8 protein-coding genes are annotated in these 17,129 nt (G+C 50.8%); all 8 read right to left on the reverse strand.

Annotation, left to right across the window (positions count from 1 at the left end; genetic code table 11):
* Positions 1 to 762 precede the first annotated feature (762 nt).
* The gene (gene brxL / locus V6L79_RS21320) at positions 763 to 2,817 is read right to left on the reverse strand and encodes a protease Lon-related BREX system protein BrxL (protein ID WP_338579472.1); all 2,055 of its coding nucleotides are present in this window, start codon (positions 2,815 to 2,817) and stop codon (positions 763 to 765) included.
* Positions 2,801 to 5,422, reverse strand: coding sequence for a BREX-1 system phosphatase PglZ type A (pglZ, locus tag V6L79_RS21325; RefSeq protein WP_338579473.1), 2,622 nt, complete (start codon positions 5,420 to 5,422; stop codon positions 2,801 to 2,803). Before pglZ ends, brxL begins: the two co-directional genes overlap by 17 nt.
* 99 nt (positions 5,423 to 5,521) lie before the next feature.
* Entirely contained in the window at positions 5,522 to 6,460 is a 939-nt protein-coding gene (locus tag V6L79_RS21330) for a nucleotidyl transferase AbiEii/AbiGii toxin family protein (RefSeq protein ID WP_098950601.1), read from the reverse strand.
* A complete protein-coding gene (locus V6L79_RS21335; RefSeq protein WP_137203959.1) occupies positions 6,450 to 7,214 on the reverse strand; it encodes a type IV toxin-antitoxin system AbiEi family antitoxin in 765 nt (254 codons plus the stop codon). The genes V6L79_RS21330 and V6L79_RS21335 overlap by 11 nt, the downstream gene beginning before the upstream one ends.
* A gap of 173 nt (positions 7,215 to 7,387) precedes the next feature.
* On the reverse strand, positions 7,388 to 9,076 hold the full coding sequence (locus V6L79_RS21340) for a DUF262 domain-containing protein (protein WP_338579474.1): 1,689 nt from the start codon (positions 9,074 to 9,076) through the stop codon (positions 7,388 to 7,390).
* A 53-nt stretch (positions 9,077 to 9,129) separates the two neighbouring features.
* The gene (pglX, locus tag V6L79_RS21345) at positions 9,130 to 12,738 is read right to left on the reverse strand and encodes a BREX-1 system adenine-specific DNA-methyltransferase PglX (RefSeq protein ID WP_338579475.1); all 3,609 of its coding nucleotides are present in this window, start codon (positions 12,736 to 12,738) and stop codon (positions 9,130 to 9,132) included.
* Positions 12,735 to 13,364, reverse strand: coding sequence for a hypothetical protein (locus tag V6L79_RS21350; protein WP_338579476.1), 630 nt, complete (start codon positions 13,362 to 13,364; stop codon positions 12,735 to 12,737). Before V6L79_RS21350 ends, pglX begins: the two co-directional genes overlap by 4 nt.
* Positions 13,365 to 13,448: 84 nt before the next feature.
* The gene (brxC, locus tag V6L79_RS21355; protein WP_338579477.1) at positions 13,449 to 17,126 is read right to left on the reverse strand and encodes a BREX system P-loop protein BrxC; all 3,678 of its coding nucleotides are present in this window, start codon (positions 17,124 to 17,126) and stop codon (positions 13,449 to 13,451) included.
* Between the last annotated feature and the right edge of the window lie 3 nt (positions 17,127 to 17,129).

Below are 17,129 nucleotides of genomic sequence, written 5' to 3' on the forward strand. Positions count from 1 at the left end.
CTCGGTCGCGAGCCAAATGGAATCGATGCGAATCATCGCAGAAGGTCTCGAAGAAAGGTCGAGCAGGCAGCAGCATTTTCAGTGGGCCAGTTCACTTTGACGGTGCCATGTGGATGCTGGATTCAACACAGATATTCGATGATGCTGAGTGCAAGCTTGCCCCGACCAGCGGCACCGGCAATGGAATAAATGCAGGTTGCAGCGCAGTGCTTTGCTGCGCTTGCAGCCGAATCCATTTGTGGACGAGGTTTGCGTTGAGGCTATGGTTGAGTGCGACGCTGGCAATTGAAGTACCGCGCTGGGCACACTCTTGGATGACTTGGGCGTTGAAGGACTTGGAGCAGGAACGGCGTGTTGGCTGCATGAAATACCCGCTTAAAAGGCTAGAACTGGTGCCCACTTAAATTTAAGTGCACACCATGTCTTGGCTTTGTGGGGCTGGGTAGATGACTTGGCCGGACGTACAAATATCACCCGTCCAGACTCGCTCAGGTGGTCAGCCACTTCATACATGGATATCAATCGTGTAGTGATTGGGCACGAGGAGCGACCCGGTGGGAGCATTCTGCGGAGCAGGTCCCTGGAGACAAGCTCCAGGAATTGACCCAGCGGGCGCCGCTCCGCCAACTGGTTTTTTGCCTCTAAGAATCAAAATCCTTGAAGCTCGACCTCCGCTCGTTGCACCATCACCTCCGAACCGGATGGTCGGCGAGTCGGTGCACCGACTCGGGGAACTCGATTGATTGAGCGCACACCCAAACTTCAGCTAACACCCAGAGCCTTAAAAGCGGCATCTACCGGATCGCTGTAAAAACTGGTTTGAAATTTTGCAAACAGCTCGCCAGGTACTGTTGGGATATCGGTAACGCTAGCCATTGGCAGGAGAATCCGTTTCGCGCCAGCGTCAAATGCAACTTGCATGCATTCTGCAAGGTTTTCAACTGGAATCACATTGCCACCCAAGCTCATATCGCCCAGCACAACCATCTGCGCCTGGAGTGGTCTCTGCATCAGCACGGAACAGTAAGCTACAAACCCAGCGAGAGTCAGCGCCTTAGGTGCGCCAGTATTATGAAGCTCGACCGCATGAAGGTGATAGTCGTGATCCCCCACTTTTGACGCAGCACTCACCCGACTGATGTTTGCTTTGAAGTAATCAAAGGCAACTTTCAGCGCTTCCTTAGCGGAAGAGCTGTTCCCAAGACCAGACATATTCAGCCGCCCGCTACCTGCCGTCACTTGCGTCTCCAGACGGTACAACCCCAGATGTCCGTTAGCGCCTGTGGACACGAGGTGCATCACTCCTGGCTTGCCTTGGCCCTCAGGAATAAGTCCACCACCGCCCTGCTCCGGCACGCTGATGAACGTCTCTTCCAACGTGTTCGCATCGATGTAAGAAAAGTGGACATCGTAAAACTCCATTCCCCCGATTTTCTTCAACTGTTCTTTTACCCTTCGACGCGCCTCCAATGCATATTCAAGGCAACGGCGGACTGCCTCGCGATCATAATCTGCGCTGGGGTGCAGCAGCTTGAGGAGACCAGAAACAGTACGCCTCACTGCAATGGTGTCCCGCTGATTCAGATTATTCCCAAGCTTGAAATAGCGGTCTATGGCATCAGCGAAATTACGCTTACGCATTTCGCGCATGAACTCGGCTAGATAATCAGTGATCAACCCATAGCGATTTGTAAAAAACTCAGGCCGCATCTTAGGTACTTCCCACCCAGGAATATAGGCGTGGAAACGATCAAAGAATGCTGAGTCGATCATTGCTGAGGGAAACGGAGCCAAGAGATGGCTGGTCTTCACCAGTGTGTCTACAGGCTGATTGATGTTACCCACGAACATCATGCTTGCGGATGCGGAAATGGAGTCCCGGCCACGAGCAAAGGAGCCCGATGCCATGAAATCTTTCATGATCTGGACCCCATCCTTGTCCTTGAATGAGATACCCGCCACTTCATCAAACGCAACGACGTCCCACATCCCGACCAAGCCGATCTGACGCCGAGACATGTTGTAAAAGAGGTTCGCAACCGTCGTTTGACCACCTGAAACCAGAATACTGTTCGGGCTGACTTCTTTGTAGATGTGACTTTTACCGGTGCCGCGCGGCCCCAATTCACAGCAGTTGTAGTTGTTTTCCACGAAAGCGATCATTCGCGTAAGGAGATGCCACTTCGTACGCGCTTTAAAATGAGCCGGTTCCATACCCGTCGAACGTAACAGCACGTCCATCCACTGATCTTCTGTGAAGTGTTTCCGAGCCTCCAGCAGCGCATCCATGTCCATATTTGGCATCTGGATCGGCTTCAGATCATGGACGGTGAAAGGTGAGCCTTTGGCGCCCTCTTCGAACAAATAGTTCATCGTCACGATGCACCAGATACCGCCCGCCAGCAGCTTCTCGAACTCTTTGATAAAGCGACTGGGTATTTCGGCATCCTTGACCCCCAGGTTCATGAACAGCGCCTGGTAAATATCTCGACGCTCGTTCAGGCTCACGGAAACCTTGTCGATGATCTTGAAGCTACCTCGCTCACGGATCTTCGACTTCACCTTCTCGGCTTCGTCAGGGCGCACATAGTTCTCTGAGAGAATGCGCTTGACCGTCTCCAGACCGTCTGCAATCACTTCTTCGTTATCTGATGCACAGTACATCCCGAGCAGATACTCAAGAACGTAAACAGGTACGTTGATACCTTCCTTCAATCGCTTGGTGAGATCCTTGCGGACCACCTTGCCCATGAAGAACTCGTTCAGGCGGCCATCAAGGTCTAGATCGAGGTTTTCACTGTCAGAAATCAAAGTCATTGCTGATCGCCAGGTTGATACGGACATCAATACGGAACTGCTCAACATCGGTTTCGGCATCAAGCAGTTTGAAATAATACCGCTCGCCAGAAGGGAACGGTCGATTCAGCAGGGTCAAGATTACCTTGCGCTGCCGCTGATCAAGGTTTGGTGAGTCGCTATCGAACGACACCTGCTCGACGACAGAAACCGCCTCTCCAACGGCGTCAAAGACCCCAACGCGCAATACAGCAGGCTGAACCCGGTCAGACACAGGCTCGGTCTGCAACAGATTGAATACATAGCGGTTGGTCGTCACGGTGAAATTGCTACCCAGCACTGTCACCTGCGCCTTCCTAACTGCTGTCTCTTTGGCCTTTTGGCCTCTCACCTGCTGGACCTTCAGCACAGGAACGGCAATTTCCTGCAATGTTCCCCCGCCGTGGATGAACCGAGCCCCACCCACAAAGTGGAATCGGCTAACCCCACGGGGCGACCAAAACATCATATCGTCAGTAATGCCCGCAGTTTCTCGGATGTACCCACTCAACACCTGTTCACTGGTACCGAGGTTACGCCCAATCAAATATCGCTTTTTCGATACCACGCTGTTGGCAGGCTTGGTAACGAGCTTGCTTTTGTCCAATGACTCTAGCGCTGAGTCCTGGAACAGGAAACCGTGGTCGGCCGTGACCAACACACGATGCCCATTGAGATTGTTGATGATGCGACTCACGATGGATTCCAACTCGTGGATCGCGTCACGGCAGGCGGTAAATGTGCTGCTTTCCGTGCTTGCTGTGTCGCCTACGGCATCAATCTTGTTGTGGTAAATGTAGATAACCCGGTGGGGCTTGATTAGCTCCCGCCCATCAGTCTTGTTCATATTCAAAAAATCTTCCGCACGTATGGCCAGACCATTCACTGCCGAAAGAATTTTGTTGCGCGCGTCCAACCCATCTGTGCTCAGCCCATCCACCTGCACCAAACCAGCATCGGTGTAACTAAGAGTTTTGTGGGGTAGCAGGCTCGCCATCCCGAGCTTCGTGTAGGACGGCAGCACTCCCAAGTGACTACCCAACTCAGCCGCGAACCTGTACTTGCCGTTGAGCGAGTCACTCAGTTCTTGAGCAACCTCATAGCGCAATGCATCGCTGATAACTACAAAAACACGCCGGTCATCGCCACCCTTCAAATAGCGATCAACTTGGTCGGCATAAAAATTCTGCTGATTAGGAACCCCTGGGAGCTTCCATTGCTGGAGCAGTCCGCCATCGAGGAATGCTCCCCATTTCTGTGCGAGAGGCTGGAGGAAACCCGTCAAGTAATCTTGCTCAACCCGAGATGTCAACGGAGACAACGCATCCGGGCTTCGGGCATACACGACATCAGCAGCCTCGTGGTAGATCCTATACAACTGATCAAAGCGGTAAAGCTCTTGGGTATACGCGTTGTAACAAGCTTCCGGAGACTCGAAGGAGAACCCACCCGCATAGCGCCTTCTTAGCTCAAACAACTCAGAGGCTGCGATTAGCGAGCGGTAATAGGCGTGCCACACCGAACGGTTCGCGTCATCGTTATCTGGCCAGCGGGGATTAGCCCAATATCCGTCCATTCGACGAGCCGCCATATCCCGTAGCTCCTGACCCATTATCTCGCTGGTGTTGCTTAGCACAGAATCGCGTAGCCGTTCAGCTATCTGCCGCTCAACGTCGACAAAAGTGCTGACCAACATGAGTGCCTCCACAGATGCCTGAGCCAGCAAGTCACCCGGCCGCAATTCCATTGCAAGTCTGCTGGACAACCGATCATACGCGCGCTGACGAAGGGTACTGTCTCGCCATTGGGACAGGAAGACGGCCACGTTAGCCGCACGTACTGTGCTCAACTGGAGAGAGTACATGTTGCTTGGTGCCTGTGCGCCCAGTGCATAACCAATGTCGGTAGCAAACAAACGCACAAAAAAATGCTTCACCGATGGATCGGTATGCTGATATCCAAATGCTTGTAGCATGAGTTGCCAGAAGACCGCCTGCATCTCGAATTTGCAGATTGAATCCCACAACACGTTCTCTTCGAGGTTTTCAGCGTCAGCAAGCGACGAAAATATTGCAGTAAAAACCGCAAACTGCTCCGCTTGCTCAACTTTCGCGAGCACAGCCAGGATCTTAAGGTCTACGGCGGCCTCATCGTCATCCGGACTCAAAAGACGCTGAATCTTCGCGACCCTATCCTTGCTAGCAAAGAATGCGCTGCGAGCCTTCAAGTGATCTCGCAAACTTTGACGTCGCAACCCTAGCTCTTGCAGCAGCATGGATGTCCTATCCGCAGCGAAAGAGGCGGCATAAAGGCGGATATCCAGTAGCCAATCATCCTCGGGGGCAGGAGGGCTAGCCTGCTCATAAATGAGAAAAAGAGAGTCCGGCCTGTCGGTTTCTATGATTTTCTTGATCGCTAACGCGGGCACCGAGGAGCGTCTTAGGACCTGGACGTCTGGAAGAACGATGCTATCCAGTAGCTCACTGAACTCGCCCTCCGCATCTTCCCACCATACAACTCGGCAAACGCTGAACAGCTGCAACAAGCTTTGGCCAATCTTTTCTAGTTGTGCAGACTGCTCTGACATGATTCACCGCCCCCAAGCGGGTTTAAAATATTACGAAATAAAACCCTATAAGGGTGCTTTAATAGAAAAAAATAAACCAACCGTTTCAAGAGCCGATCACTAGCCTTGTGTTGCTCGGCCCGCAAGTATTTGGTCAACGACAGTTTGCAGAGTATCAACCGCGCCCGCCCGCCTTGAAGCAGACATTTCCATGATGTTACGCAGCTTCCATCGAACCGCTGGCAACTGATCAATCCCAGGCAAATTTAACAACGACCAGTCCGGCTCCCCACGCTTAAGAGAAAGCAAAAAAGCGGCGTCTCGCTCGGTGAATTGCTCACGAATTGCAGTAAGCAACGACGCCCTAGTGGATTCCAATTGATCGAGGGTAACTGGCTCACGCGTCATGCCCGAAAACTCTGCCTGGAAGATCCCATCAAGCTTCTTCCATCGAGGGGAAAGAAGCTCAGCCATAGGTCGACCATGACTGATCAGATAAACCAAGAAACCTTCAAAAATTTCACGTGTCAGCCCTTCTTCACGGAGCATTAGCATGACATCAAAGAGGTCTCTGGGATGCTGTCTATCCAGGGCCGCGCAAATTTTTCCGCCATAAAGATCAGGCAAAGAAACGCATAAGATAGAAGCAAATCCAAACTCGTCCTCCACCTGCGCGACCACAGCACGCTCAGTGGGTTGATGAACCGTGCCTCGTAGAACCGGCGACACCTCGACCTTGATCTGAGCTTGTTGGCTTCTCACCAAAATTCGCAACTCATCGTCCCGATTGCTTTGGACGGTTGCACCTGTATTCGGCAAGCCAAGACCCACGGCATCTGCAATACGTCCAAGCGCAGCGCGAACATCCAACAAAGCCTGGTGACGATCAGAGCTGGGTAGGTAAGCCAGATCGATATCCACCGAAAGACGAGGCAGATCTCGAACAAACAAATTGATCGCAGTCCCGCCCTTGAGCGCAAAACAATGCTCAGCCGCCACGTAAGGTATCACCTGGACCAACAAACGGACCTGAGCGGCGTAACGAGGATCAAGAGACATTGGCAAATTTCCCTGGCACGGTTATGAGGAACTCTTTATCAAGTCGACCACCCGGCGTGATCTGACGCTTGCCTTTGCCTATATCCACCTTCGAAACGTCTATTCGGCTATACCATGCGTGGCCAGCATTTCGAGCCAGCAAAAGGAACACACGTTTGACGCGAATGGAGGTGCAGGCCTCAAGCAGTCTTTGCAAGCGGCGGGGGCTAAGGGTACCTAACCCGCTGAACAAGTCGACCACACCGCTAAAAAGACTCTCGTCCGCGCTTCGATGGATAAGCTCAAGCACGGCACGCTCTGGGGTGGAAATTTGCAGGTGAAATTGAGAGTAAGGCACCTGAAAGGCTTGCAACGCAGGATCTGCCATTGAGGCGAAGAGCCCGGTGGAGTGAAAATTTACCGAGACTTCCCATGCGTACTTTCTGAACCAGCCAGGCAGGCTGGTGCCGGCTGTGGCGAACAGTTCGACAGTCTCTTTCCCGAATGATAGGTAATGGCTGTATCCAGCCAGGCTCAAAGCCGTCGCCCCACCCGGCCAAATCCGTAATGGCTCGTCCTGTTGCAATGCGAAAACGCCGCCTTGCCAGTCAATCTTATCGCCGCTTCTCTTCCACGTGCCGTGACCAATACGCTCCAGCCAGCCACTGTGCTGATATTTTTGTACCAGGTTTGGCCCTACGCCATGCTCATGTAGCCACGCTTGCGTGGCAACAGCACCGTAGGGCCAATCGGAAAGGAGCTGGTTTATTTTCACCGCCAGTATTTATCCATAAGGATTATTTTCAGCTAGATTTTAAACCAGTTAGCCGGATTCAGCCAGTCAGATGTCGGTAAGTATGCTCCTAAGGGGCCCGTTCCAAACCACGGCTACGCACCCTGCCCGAAGACCATCAACTGATGTGAAATGACCATCGTTCTAACGCTGATTCAAATCTTGAACTCAGCCGAAACTTCCTTCTTTAACTTTTCCTCACGGTGACGAATGAATCTCTTTATTGATTCAAGATCATTCCAATCGCAACCGACTTCATTTATTTCATTTTGAGACATTAAAGGCGCTAAATTGAAATGAATAACCTTCTCATCACCACCTTTCCGCCCCTTGCTGGAGTTGGAGGCCGCATGATCAACCACCAAGTTACCCAGATTATTCAGATAGTTCTCTCTAAAGTCATCATCAAACTCAACAGACAATGCTTTCTTTGCAGTGATATGCTCAATACTAAGCTTTTCACGGGCATCCTTTGAAGCGTAGTCTCTGCTCGACAACAATGGAAAGCCCTTACGCCGACGAAGACTATTCTCGTAAGAAAAAAGAATATATCTAACTACGTTTTTTTCAAGCCAATCATAATAATTATTATAATCAAAGGCTTCGCGAGCCCGCCCGTTAATGTTCCACCAATTCCCCAAAACAAAGCTCTCGATCACCTCAACGACATCTTTATCGTTGCGCATAGAAGTAAACTGATAGCTTTCACCGTTGCTTCGCAGTCGAGCTAAAGAGGAGCGGAAGGTAAAGGCATTGATGGCTTTAACCAAGCGCGGAAATTCAGATGGTCTTTCACTATGCACCTTCATGAGCGCTGGATAGAAGGGAGCAACACGACCAATCATAAATGTTTTCGCCAACTCCGGATCGATGAATCGGCGATCTCGGATCTGAGCAAATAATTGAAAGCTTTTTTTCAGGCGAGCTGGATAGTCTCTAATCTGCGCTCTCGCCTCCTCCCGTCGCTCCGCATCACTCACCAATCCGAGTATCTTCTCCTTGATGTAGGCCTTCGGTTTATCAGTGTAATCGCTCGGGTACGTCTCAAACGCAAGCGTGTGATAACGCAGCACATCCCGATCATTAATGTTGTGCGACTCAATCAGGCGATAAATTTCAGCAAAGTCTTCTTGGATTTTACCTATCACTTGCTCTGGGTGATCGTAGACAATTCCCGCGTTATACATCAGGAAGCTTTTGATTGACTCCAGATCCGTCAATCGCCGCCCCCTATCATTCAACAATTCAAATATTTGGGTAGCCGTACTGATTTTGTCCACCACATAGAGCAGCACATCAGCATTGATGGCGGTCGTATAAATTCGCTCAAGCATAGCCAGATCATGGCGAGTCAGCTGCTCATCAAAATACTGCCGTGCGTCTAACAAAAGTCGTTGCGAATGGGTTCTTAGTGTTACGTCTTCAGTTGCAGGTGGGCGGTCACCCAACACCAGATCATGTAGGAAGGCATTACCTTCATTCGCCGACTCAAGCTTGAAGACATCACCATCACGCACGAATATACGTTGAGTACGCTCAGATACCAGCGTAGATCCTTGGGAAATAAGCCCCCCAAGTAACACGTGCATAAAGATGACCAGGGTCGTCAGCCGTTGCTGGCCGTCGACGATATCCACAAGCGCGAACTCGCTCTTGTTTCCATTCAGATGGAAGAGAAAGGACCCTAGGAAATACGGTCTGTCCGGGTGCTGACTGCATAGGTCATTGAAAAAGTCTTCAAGATTGTCCTCACGCATCCAGGAATAGGCACGTTGGTAGGTGGGAACATTGAAGATACGAGTGCCGTCGAAAATATCTTTGACCGTAGATTTGCCTGTTTGCACCTACATTTTCCTTGTCGAGATAAAGCGGCCCACATCAGTGGGCCGCCAATCAGTCAGTCTTCCTTGCCGCCCGTAATTGCTTTCACTTCGGCTAGCAGATCACCAAATTTACCGTAGTTAAACTTGACGCCGTCATCCAAATCTAAGGTAATCCTCTGGTCTGCATAGGAGCGCAGCATTTCATCGAAGCGGCGGAGTTCTTCGTGCTGCTTGGTGAGTTTATCTTTGCGCTTTTGCAAGCTCTTTTGCTGGGCACTGCTAGTGGCGCTGTTAATGTCGTCAGCGAGTTTGTCGACGCGGGCCTGCATGCGGCTTTGCAGGGGGACCACATACTCCATGCGCATACGAGAGAGCGTGCCTTCGTTATAGCGATGTAAATAGACTAGACACTCAAAAGCCTTCTGTTTACCACTGGAGAACAGCCAGTAAATTGGGCGTTTCTTGTACATTTGCAGGTGGTTTTTATAGAAGCTTGTGGATAAGTAGCGCCGTATGGCCTCGTCGGCGGTTTCGCCGGCCTTACGACCCAGGCTATCGGACAGCCACTCCATATTCTCTACAAAAGTGTCAGCACCCCAGACCAATTTGACGAACTCACCCACACGCTCGGCGGCATCGTCTTCGAACCAATGATCGTCGCTGATAGGGATAATGCCGTCTGCATCCGCCGAAAATTTTCTGTAGCGCGAAGGATCAAAACCGATATTACCGCTATGTGCATAGATCAGACTAGGTTCATCTAGACTATAGCGGCCCATCATGCAACCAATCATATAACTGACAAGCTCAACTGAAAGGTTCGCCCTGACTCTAAAGTCTTGAAATCCGACATCACCACCGAAAATATATGCAGGATTACATTCAAGAGTAATCCACTCATCCTTAATTACTGGAACATTCCGATCAACCAATCCAAAAGACTCAATTAAAGCCAAAAGATTTTCACTTTCAATAAGTTTAAGATCAAGAACTCTTTTCTCAACCTCATTTAGATAATCTTCAAACACACCCTCAATTAGCCCTCCCCCAACAATAAGTGGATTGAAAGTAAAGCCAAGCGAAACCTCATGCTCCAACAGATCTTTTTCCGTAATATCAATTGCAGATAAGACTAGCTCTTTCACGCGAGATCGCTTATATGACGCGGCCAACGGAATCTTTTTAAAGTCTCCTGCCTGAAAATGCAACGTAGGATTTATTAACTTAGACCACTCATCTGCCAAAGGGGTATTCATGATCCCCAGCGCATAGTACATATCATCGTCATTATAAAAATACGCACAGGGTCCTGCCGCATCAGATATATAACCAGAAGGCAAGTAGCGGCCAGACAACCTCCAAGTAACGTCGGTCCATGTTAGGCATGGCTTAAAATAGGATTCCTCACCTCTAAAACAAGAATTACTCCGCGCCTTTATATTCACCCCATCACTTTCCCAATCAACGAGATTTCCGCCGTTTCCAAACCACTTCTTATATGGCCCACCCTTATTGTAAGGGAACCATTTCAAGCCGATTTTCTCCTGAGAAACCTCAAACCACTCCCGTACAAATAAGGCATTATCACCTGTTTGCACACCATTAGAGGTTTCGCAAAGTTCACCATTAAGTGGATTATCTGAAAAGGACATACGCTCCCTCTCTGACATTCTAAATGCGATAGGGGCGCCCGGCATATGTTTAAATCCACCTGAACACCGGTCGTATGTAAGTGAAGAGCGATGCACCAAGAAAAGCTCTCCTTTATCAGTAGAGGCCTCACATGAATTAAGATCTACAAACCTTGAAACAGCATTAGAAACTGATGAATTTAATATTACAAACGCACAGGCCTGAGCTATCTTAGAATTTAATTCTGGAAAACTATTATATCCAATCTGCACCAAACTTCCAATCAACTTTTCATCGATTATCTTAGCTCTGAGCCCTCTGTACCCCCCTAAAAACATCCAGACCTGCATAGTAACCATGCTATTTATACCTGTGGACTTACACCATAGAAACCCACGTTCCATAAACATAGCGAATAAATCAGACTTACTATCCGGAAACTGTTTTTTTGAGAAAGCCTTAAGTTCGGTACTCATCCCCTTTCCACCCATATAAGGTGGATTCGCGACTACCGCATCATATTGCAGCGCCAACAAGCTGGCAGGCCAAGCAAACTGCTCAAGTACCTGCCCGGCATAGCTCTTAGATAAGTCATCACCCTCGCGGCGCACACTGGCGAGCACACCAACAATCTTTGCCAGTTTAGCCGTAAGAAACTCCGGTACGCTGATCAGCGAGCCAAAGGTCTTGCCATTCTCGAACAAATGAATTAGCTGACGCAGATCGGATACCATAATACCTGAGCTGTGCTGCGTTTCTAGCTGTCCGCCACCAAACAGCTGCCCCGACTTGAAGGCATCACCACCCTCGATCTGAATAGCTGCACTGATAATGGTCTGCGCTATCTCCTCATGCGGCAGACCAGCGCTTTCCTGAATAGCCATAACATTAAGATGCGGCGGATTACCGGCCTCATCAAACAAACGACGATCATCCTCACGAGCCTTCATCAGCAGAACAAAGCCAGCCAGTTGGGCAGCGCGGTCGTCGATATCCAGCCCATACAGGTTCTTTTGCAGGATCAACCTGGGAATATCACGTAGCCGGTAACCACGCTCTTCATAGATGGCACGCAGCAAATTGTAGGCTTCGACGAGGATGTGACCGGAGCCGCAGGCAGGGTCAAGGACGGTAAGGGATTCAGGATTGAGGGTGCTACCATCTTCGTCGATGCGCACCTTGATCAGTGCATCCAGCTGGGCCTGGACTTCCGGCGTTTGCTCGGCGGGCTCGATGTAGTAGGGCATTTTTTCTTTCAGGCTGGAGCCAGGATTGGCCATAAGCCAGAGGCGACCCAAACTATTCTGCACTAGATACTGGACGATCCAATTGGGAGTGAAGAGCTGGGTGGCGGCGGGTATATCCTCGCTCTTAACCACTTTGCCGATCACCTCGTCCTTCTTTTCGCTGATGTAAAATTGGTAGATCCAGCCGATGACTTCTACCTCTTCCCAGTCATTTTCTTCAATATCGTTGACCAGACGGGCAATAGGCGAATCGGTACGCAGCAAGTTGTCCGGTAGCAGCAGCTCAGTGGCATCATCCAGCGCCTCGAAGAGGAACGGCATATTGCGGTGCAACTCATGGCACTGGGCGAGCAGAATTTCGCGGTAAAGCTCTTCGTCCTTATTACCCGCAGTTTTCAAGCGGAGGACTTCGGCCTTATCTAACCCGAACAGGTCAAGGTGCTGGACATTATCGAGGATCTCCGGCTGCTGGCCCTGCGGATGGCTGAGCACACGGTAGCCATGGTTGAAGTAGCCCTTGAGTTCCATAAAACGAATGGCAACCAAGCGGTTAAACCAAGTGTAGGCCAATGCCTCGATTACAATGCTAAAGCCCTGCTGCTGAATACGCTGGGCCAACGTGGCACGTTGCTTGGTAATGCTGACCGGAAATGGCTGGCCACCAATTAACAACACATCGCCCGTTTGCTCAATATTGGCTGGTTGGACTGGATCGAGCCCCAAACGCCGGGCCCGCTGGGTCACCGCTTCGATAAAATCGAGACGAGCTTGGGGAGCGTATTTCTTGAGTGCAGAGCGGTTCATGCATTTTCCTTGGGAGACTTCTTAGGCTTATGCGGCTTAAGGGCACGGCCATACATCATCAGGTATTTGTCAAAGTCGCTTTCTGAGTACTGAAGCTTGTTAGTTGCTTCGGTTAGAAAACATTTCAGGTGAGCGATATCGCGCCAGTCAGAAGGCTTTTTCTTCGGCTGTTGCACGCGTAGAAAATGATTCATGGCGCGAAAATTATGCTGGTCAATAATCGGCACATCGCTAGGATGAATCAGGTGAGTCAGGAAAGCCGAAGTGATATAGCGCAGTCGCCCAAGCCGCTCGCTCCACCATTGAAAGGTATCCTTCGGCGAAGGGGCATCAGCAAGAACACCAACCCAATTGAGATACTCACCCCAAAACGCCGATATCTCAGTGATCAAGAGCCCCTGTTTACTGGGATAATTGGTCTTCCCCCAGTGCCCCCACTTCCAGAGCAATGCCGAATCAACTTCGACGACAGGTTTGAAGGCTGAAAAAGTCTGCTTGAAGCGTTGGTAGTCTAGCGCCGGATACTTGGCATAACTGTATTGGGAAAAATGCTCGCTATAGGTGGACTGGACCTCGCCCTTGATAAGCTGCCAATCGGCAGACCCAAATACTTTTTCAACATCCATGGTCGCTTGCTCCAATGCGCCGACTAAGAAGAACGACGGCTGTACCCCATACAGCCGCCATTTCTGTTTTTGAACCGGAACTCCTTAACGAATTTCCACCCGCTGGTTGTCAGCCACCGCTTCTTCCAGCTCCTTACGCAGCTTGGCAAGAAAGTTATCAATGTCGACCTGGGACTCGATGTAGCCAGAACCGGCAAGCAGCTGAGCATCGATGATCCGGCGCTTTTTGATCGGTACAATTGGTGCCACTACTGCCGCTGGAGAGTTATTAGCCGGGGCGGTTGGTTCGGCCACGATCAAATCTGGCGTACCGCTATCCGATACTGGAGGTTTAGGGTCCGGTTCGCTGGCAGCCTTTTTGGCTTTAGCTGCGGCTTGCTCCGCCAACTGCTGTAGATGGTCCAGTGCCACATCGGCAAGCTCTCTGGCTTCTTCCTGCATTTGGCTGATGTGAGCCAAACTTCGCTGCTTAGCGATGCGCTGACGAAGGGTTTGCAACGGCAGCAAACTGCGGTTTCGTTGATCAGGACTGGCAAGCAACGCGTCCAGCTCAACGCTGACCTTGGTTATGTACTTCTCAACCCAGGAGTCCGCGCGCTGATGGGATTCCCGAAGGAAGCTGTCATTGACTTGGATAGCAGCCTGAATCAGCCCTTCTCCTTCGCGAATAAGATTGTACGGCGCTTTGGCACTCAAGATTTCGTCAATACGCGTCAAAGCACGGGCCGCCTTTTCGTCCTTCTCCAGCTTCGGCCGGTTGGGCTGAAAATCTAACTGTGCGGAACGCAACTTGTCCCAAGCCGTTTTCTGGCTGCTGTAGAAATTATCCAGATCGCCGTAGCTATCGGAGAGATCGAGCAACGGGTTGCGCTCTTTGAGGAACAATTGGATGGCATCGAAGCTATCGGGAGCAGTCTTTAGCTTACCAATCAGTTTGAGGCCCAGATCGATTTCATCCAAACCGGGATACTGGCCGTTTTGTGCCAACACACGCCATTGCTTAAGCTCGCCCTCCCATTTGATCAGACTGCTTTGCAGGTGATCGTAGAGGGTATCTTCACCATCCGGGGCAATTTTCTGAAACACGTCCTTGAACTGCTGGCGGGCCTTTTGCAGCTCACCTGAGCCTACCTGCTGGCGTTTCTGAATTTCGGTGGTGCGCCAGCGAGCAGGAGTGGAGATTTCGCTCCAGATTTGCTGCGGAGCCAAGGGGCCGCCATTGCCGATCAGGCTGACTTCACCTTTGAGCAGCAGGCGTACAATAAGCAGCACTGTTTCCCACTCTGGCCAGCCATATGGACGTCGACCGTAATGACTTTCCGCGAGATCATGAAGGACGATCCTACGTGATTGCGAGGCCAGCAATTCGATGTGCTGGCTAACTTCCTTGAGCGCACGCGGATTAGCTTCGCCAGTACTCTCCAGGCCGAGGCCCAGCGTCAGTGGCGTGGCCAACAGAGCCTGAATTTCCTTCTGCGGGTCGCTGCTCAAGTGTTGGATATAGCCAAGTTTGCTGAAGGTGTTACGGACGAGATAATCAAGCGCTTCCTCCGCCAGCATCGGTGCACTGGAGGCCTTGGTTTCCAGCTTGTTACCCGCGACGTAAACTTCCGCCTCACGCAGCAGACGGTCCCCACTTGCGCTCAAGCGCTGGCGGCGCTGGCGGTTTTCTTCGGCACGATCCTGAAGGATACGTTTGGTGTTATGCGGCAGCGTCCCATCATTCTTTCGCGTGATGAACTTGTCGGTCTGCAAGTACAGGCGCAGTTCACGCGCTAAATCGCGCTCATCGTCCAGGCGCAACAGCACACTGCCCTCCCCCTGACTAGATTCGAGAATGCAGCGTTGCTCGCTCCAGGTATCCCGGTCATCCACCAATGGGCTGATGACCGAGATCAGCAGATCGCCATCGACGCGGTTACCCAGGGGATGCAGATCGCATTGGCGATTGAGACCAAAATCTTTGCCATTGTCTGGGAAGCGAAACTTACGCTGACCACGCAGGGACTCATCGAACAACAATTGACCCAGTTCACGAGCCTCGTCGGCACTGGTGAGATCAACCTCTTTGATCTCGCGACTGATATCGCGCTCTTCATTGGTCAGGAAGAAGAAATCATCACCATTACGACTGACGAGGGTTTCCTTCTCCAGACGCTGGAGGCTGTCTTCGATCTGCTTGCGAAGCGCTTGGCGGTCGGCGTCGATCTCATCAATAAAAAGCGTGATCAGATTATCTACGTTGCCCTTGATCTCATCGACATATCGAATGAGGAACAGGGTTTTCAAAACCAATGTGTCAAACTCTTGCAGACTGAGATTGCTGGCCGCATTGTCAATGGTCGACTTGACCACCCCTTCAAGGAAGCCTTCGATGGACGGGTAGAAGCGGTAAAGCGGCACCAGTACACCAACGGAGTTCTCACTGACGGCTTTGGCAGCTGATTGAAAGGCATCTAGCAGCGAGCGTTCGCCTCGGGCCAGGTGAGTGCCGGTGGCCCCGGCCTTGCGAATGCTTTCAAAGATTCGTTGTACCAACTGGAACTGATACGGCACAAAGGGATAGACGGCGGCGAAGTTGTCTTCGTCAGTAAAAGCCTTATAGGTACGCCCAGTATTTGTAAAACTTAACTGATTCCGCAGAATGTCGGCTTTTTCGCGATAGATTTTACGCAAGACATCCTTGGGCTCTGGCTCCTTGTCGAGTAGACGACGCTGGATGACCTCATCGACGTTGCCGCTGGACAACGACAAACGGGTTTTGAAACGTCCCTGAATCTTGGAGAAGTCATTGGCCTTGGACGCGCGTACCTCACCCAGGACTGCATCGATGTCTTCTTGAGAGGTTACCAATACCCATGCACGTCCTCCACAGATTACGCCTAGCTCTTCAGTAATGGTTTGCAGACTGAGCATCAAATGGGTGTCTTGACCGATGAACTGGCCCACCTCGTCCACCAAGAAAACAATCCTGTGATCTTTACCACGCTTGTCCAGGTAACCCTGCACCCATCTGGCAAAACTTTGGACATTCAAGTTGAAGTCGTTTTCAAAACGCTCAACCCAGGCATCGGCATCTTTGATTTCTTGACCCAACGTCTGTGACAAAGCGTTAGCTAGCGCATCAACCTGAAAGTGATAAGCGTCACGCTCTTCTTCCCAAGTAGAACCCGAAGACTCTGCAAAAGCTTGCTTGAATTCGCCAAACTTACCTTGCTCATCTAGGTAACGCTCCATGTGTGCAATGTGCGGATGGTCACCACAGAAACCGAGACGCTCGTTGAACACTTTGAGAAACACCCGAAGGATTGCGTCACGACCGTCACCACTGTCAGCCTTACTGTCAATGTTGAACAGCAACACGTCGGTATCAGCCGCAACCGCTCGCTTGATATCAGCTGCGAGCATTGGGTCTGCAATTTTTCGCTCAAAAAAATCTATAGCATGGCGACTTTCGCCAGCGTTGCTCACTCGCTTGTTTTCTAAGAGATATGACAGAATTTTCAGGAAGTGGGATTTTCCCGAACCGAAAAAGCCCGAGATCCACACACCTACACGGCCCGACGCTGCTTGAGGATTATCCAGCGCTGCAAGATAGCTTTCGAAAAAACTACGAAGGTGTTGATCCAACTCGCGGGTAATAACGTACTCATCAAGCTCCTGCCAGACAGACTCTTCGTCATCTTGGTCAGCCTTGATTACCCCGTTGATGGAGCGGTTGATAGGACGCGTGAACAAATTCTTGATTAACAAAGTGGACATCCT

This window comes from Pseudomonas sp. ML2-2023-6 (assembly GCF_037055265.1).
Lineage (GTDB): Bacteria > Pseudomonadota > Gammaproteobacteria > Pseudomonadales > Pseudomonadaceae > Aquipseudomonas > Aquipseudomonas kulmbachensis.

Coding starts and splice junctions, on each gene's coding strand:
- brxL (WP_338579472.1), bottom strand. CDS start 2,817: ATGACTTTGATTTCTGACAGTGAAAACCTCGATCTAGACCTTGATGGC.
- pglZ (WP_338579473.1), bottom strand. CDS start 5,422: ATGTCAGAGCAGTCTGCACAACTAGAAAAGATTGGCCAAAGCTTGTTG.
- V6L79_RS21330 (WP_098950601.1), bottom strand. CDS start 6,460: ATGTCTCTTGATCCTCGTTACGCCGCTCAGGTCCGTTTGTTGGTCCAG.
- pglX (WP_338579475.1), bottom strand. CDS start 12,738: ATGAACCGCTCTGCACTCAAGAAATACGCTCCCCAAGCTCGTCTCGAT.
- V6L79_RS21350 (WP_338579476.1), bottom strand. CDS start 13,364: ATGGATGTTGAAAAAGTATTTGGGTCTGCCGATTGGCAGCTTATCAAG.
- brxC (WP_338579477.1), bottom strand. CDS start 17,126: ATGTCCACTTTGTTAATCAAGAATTTGTTCACGCGTCCTATCAACCGC.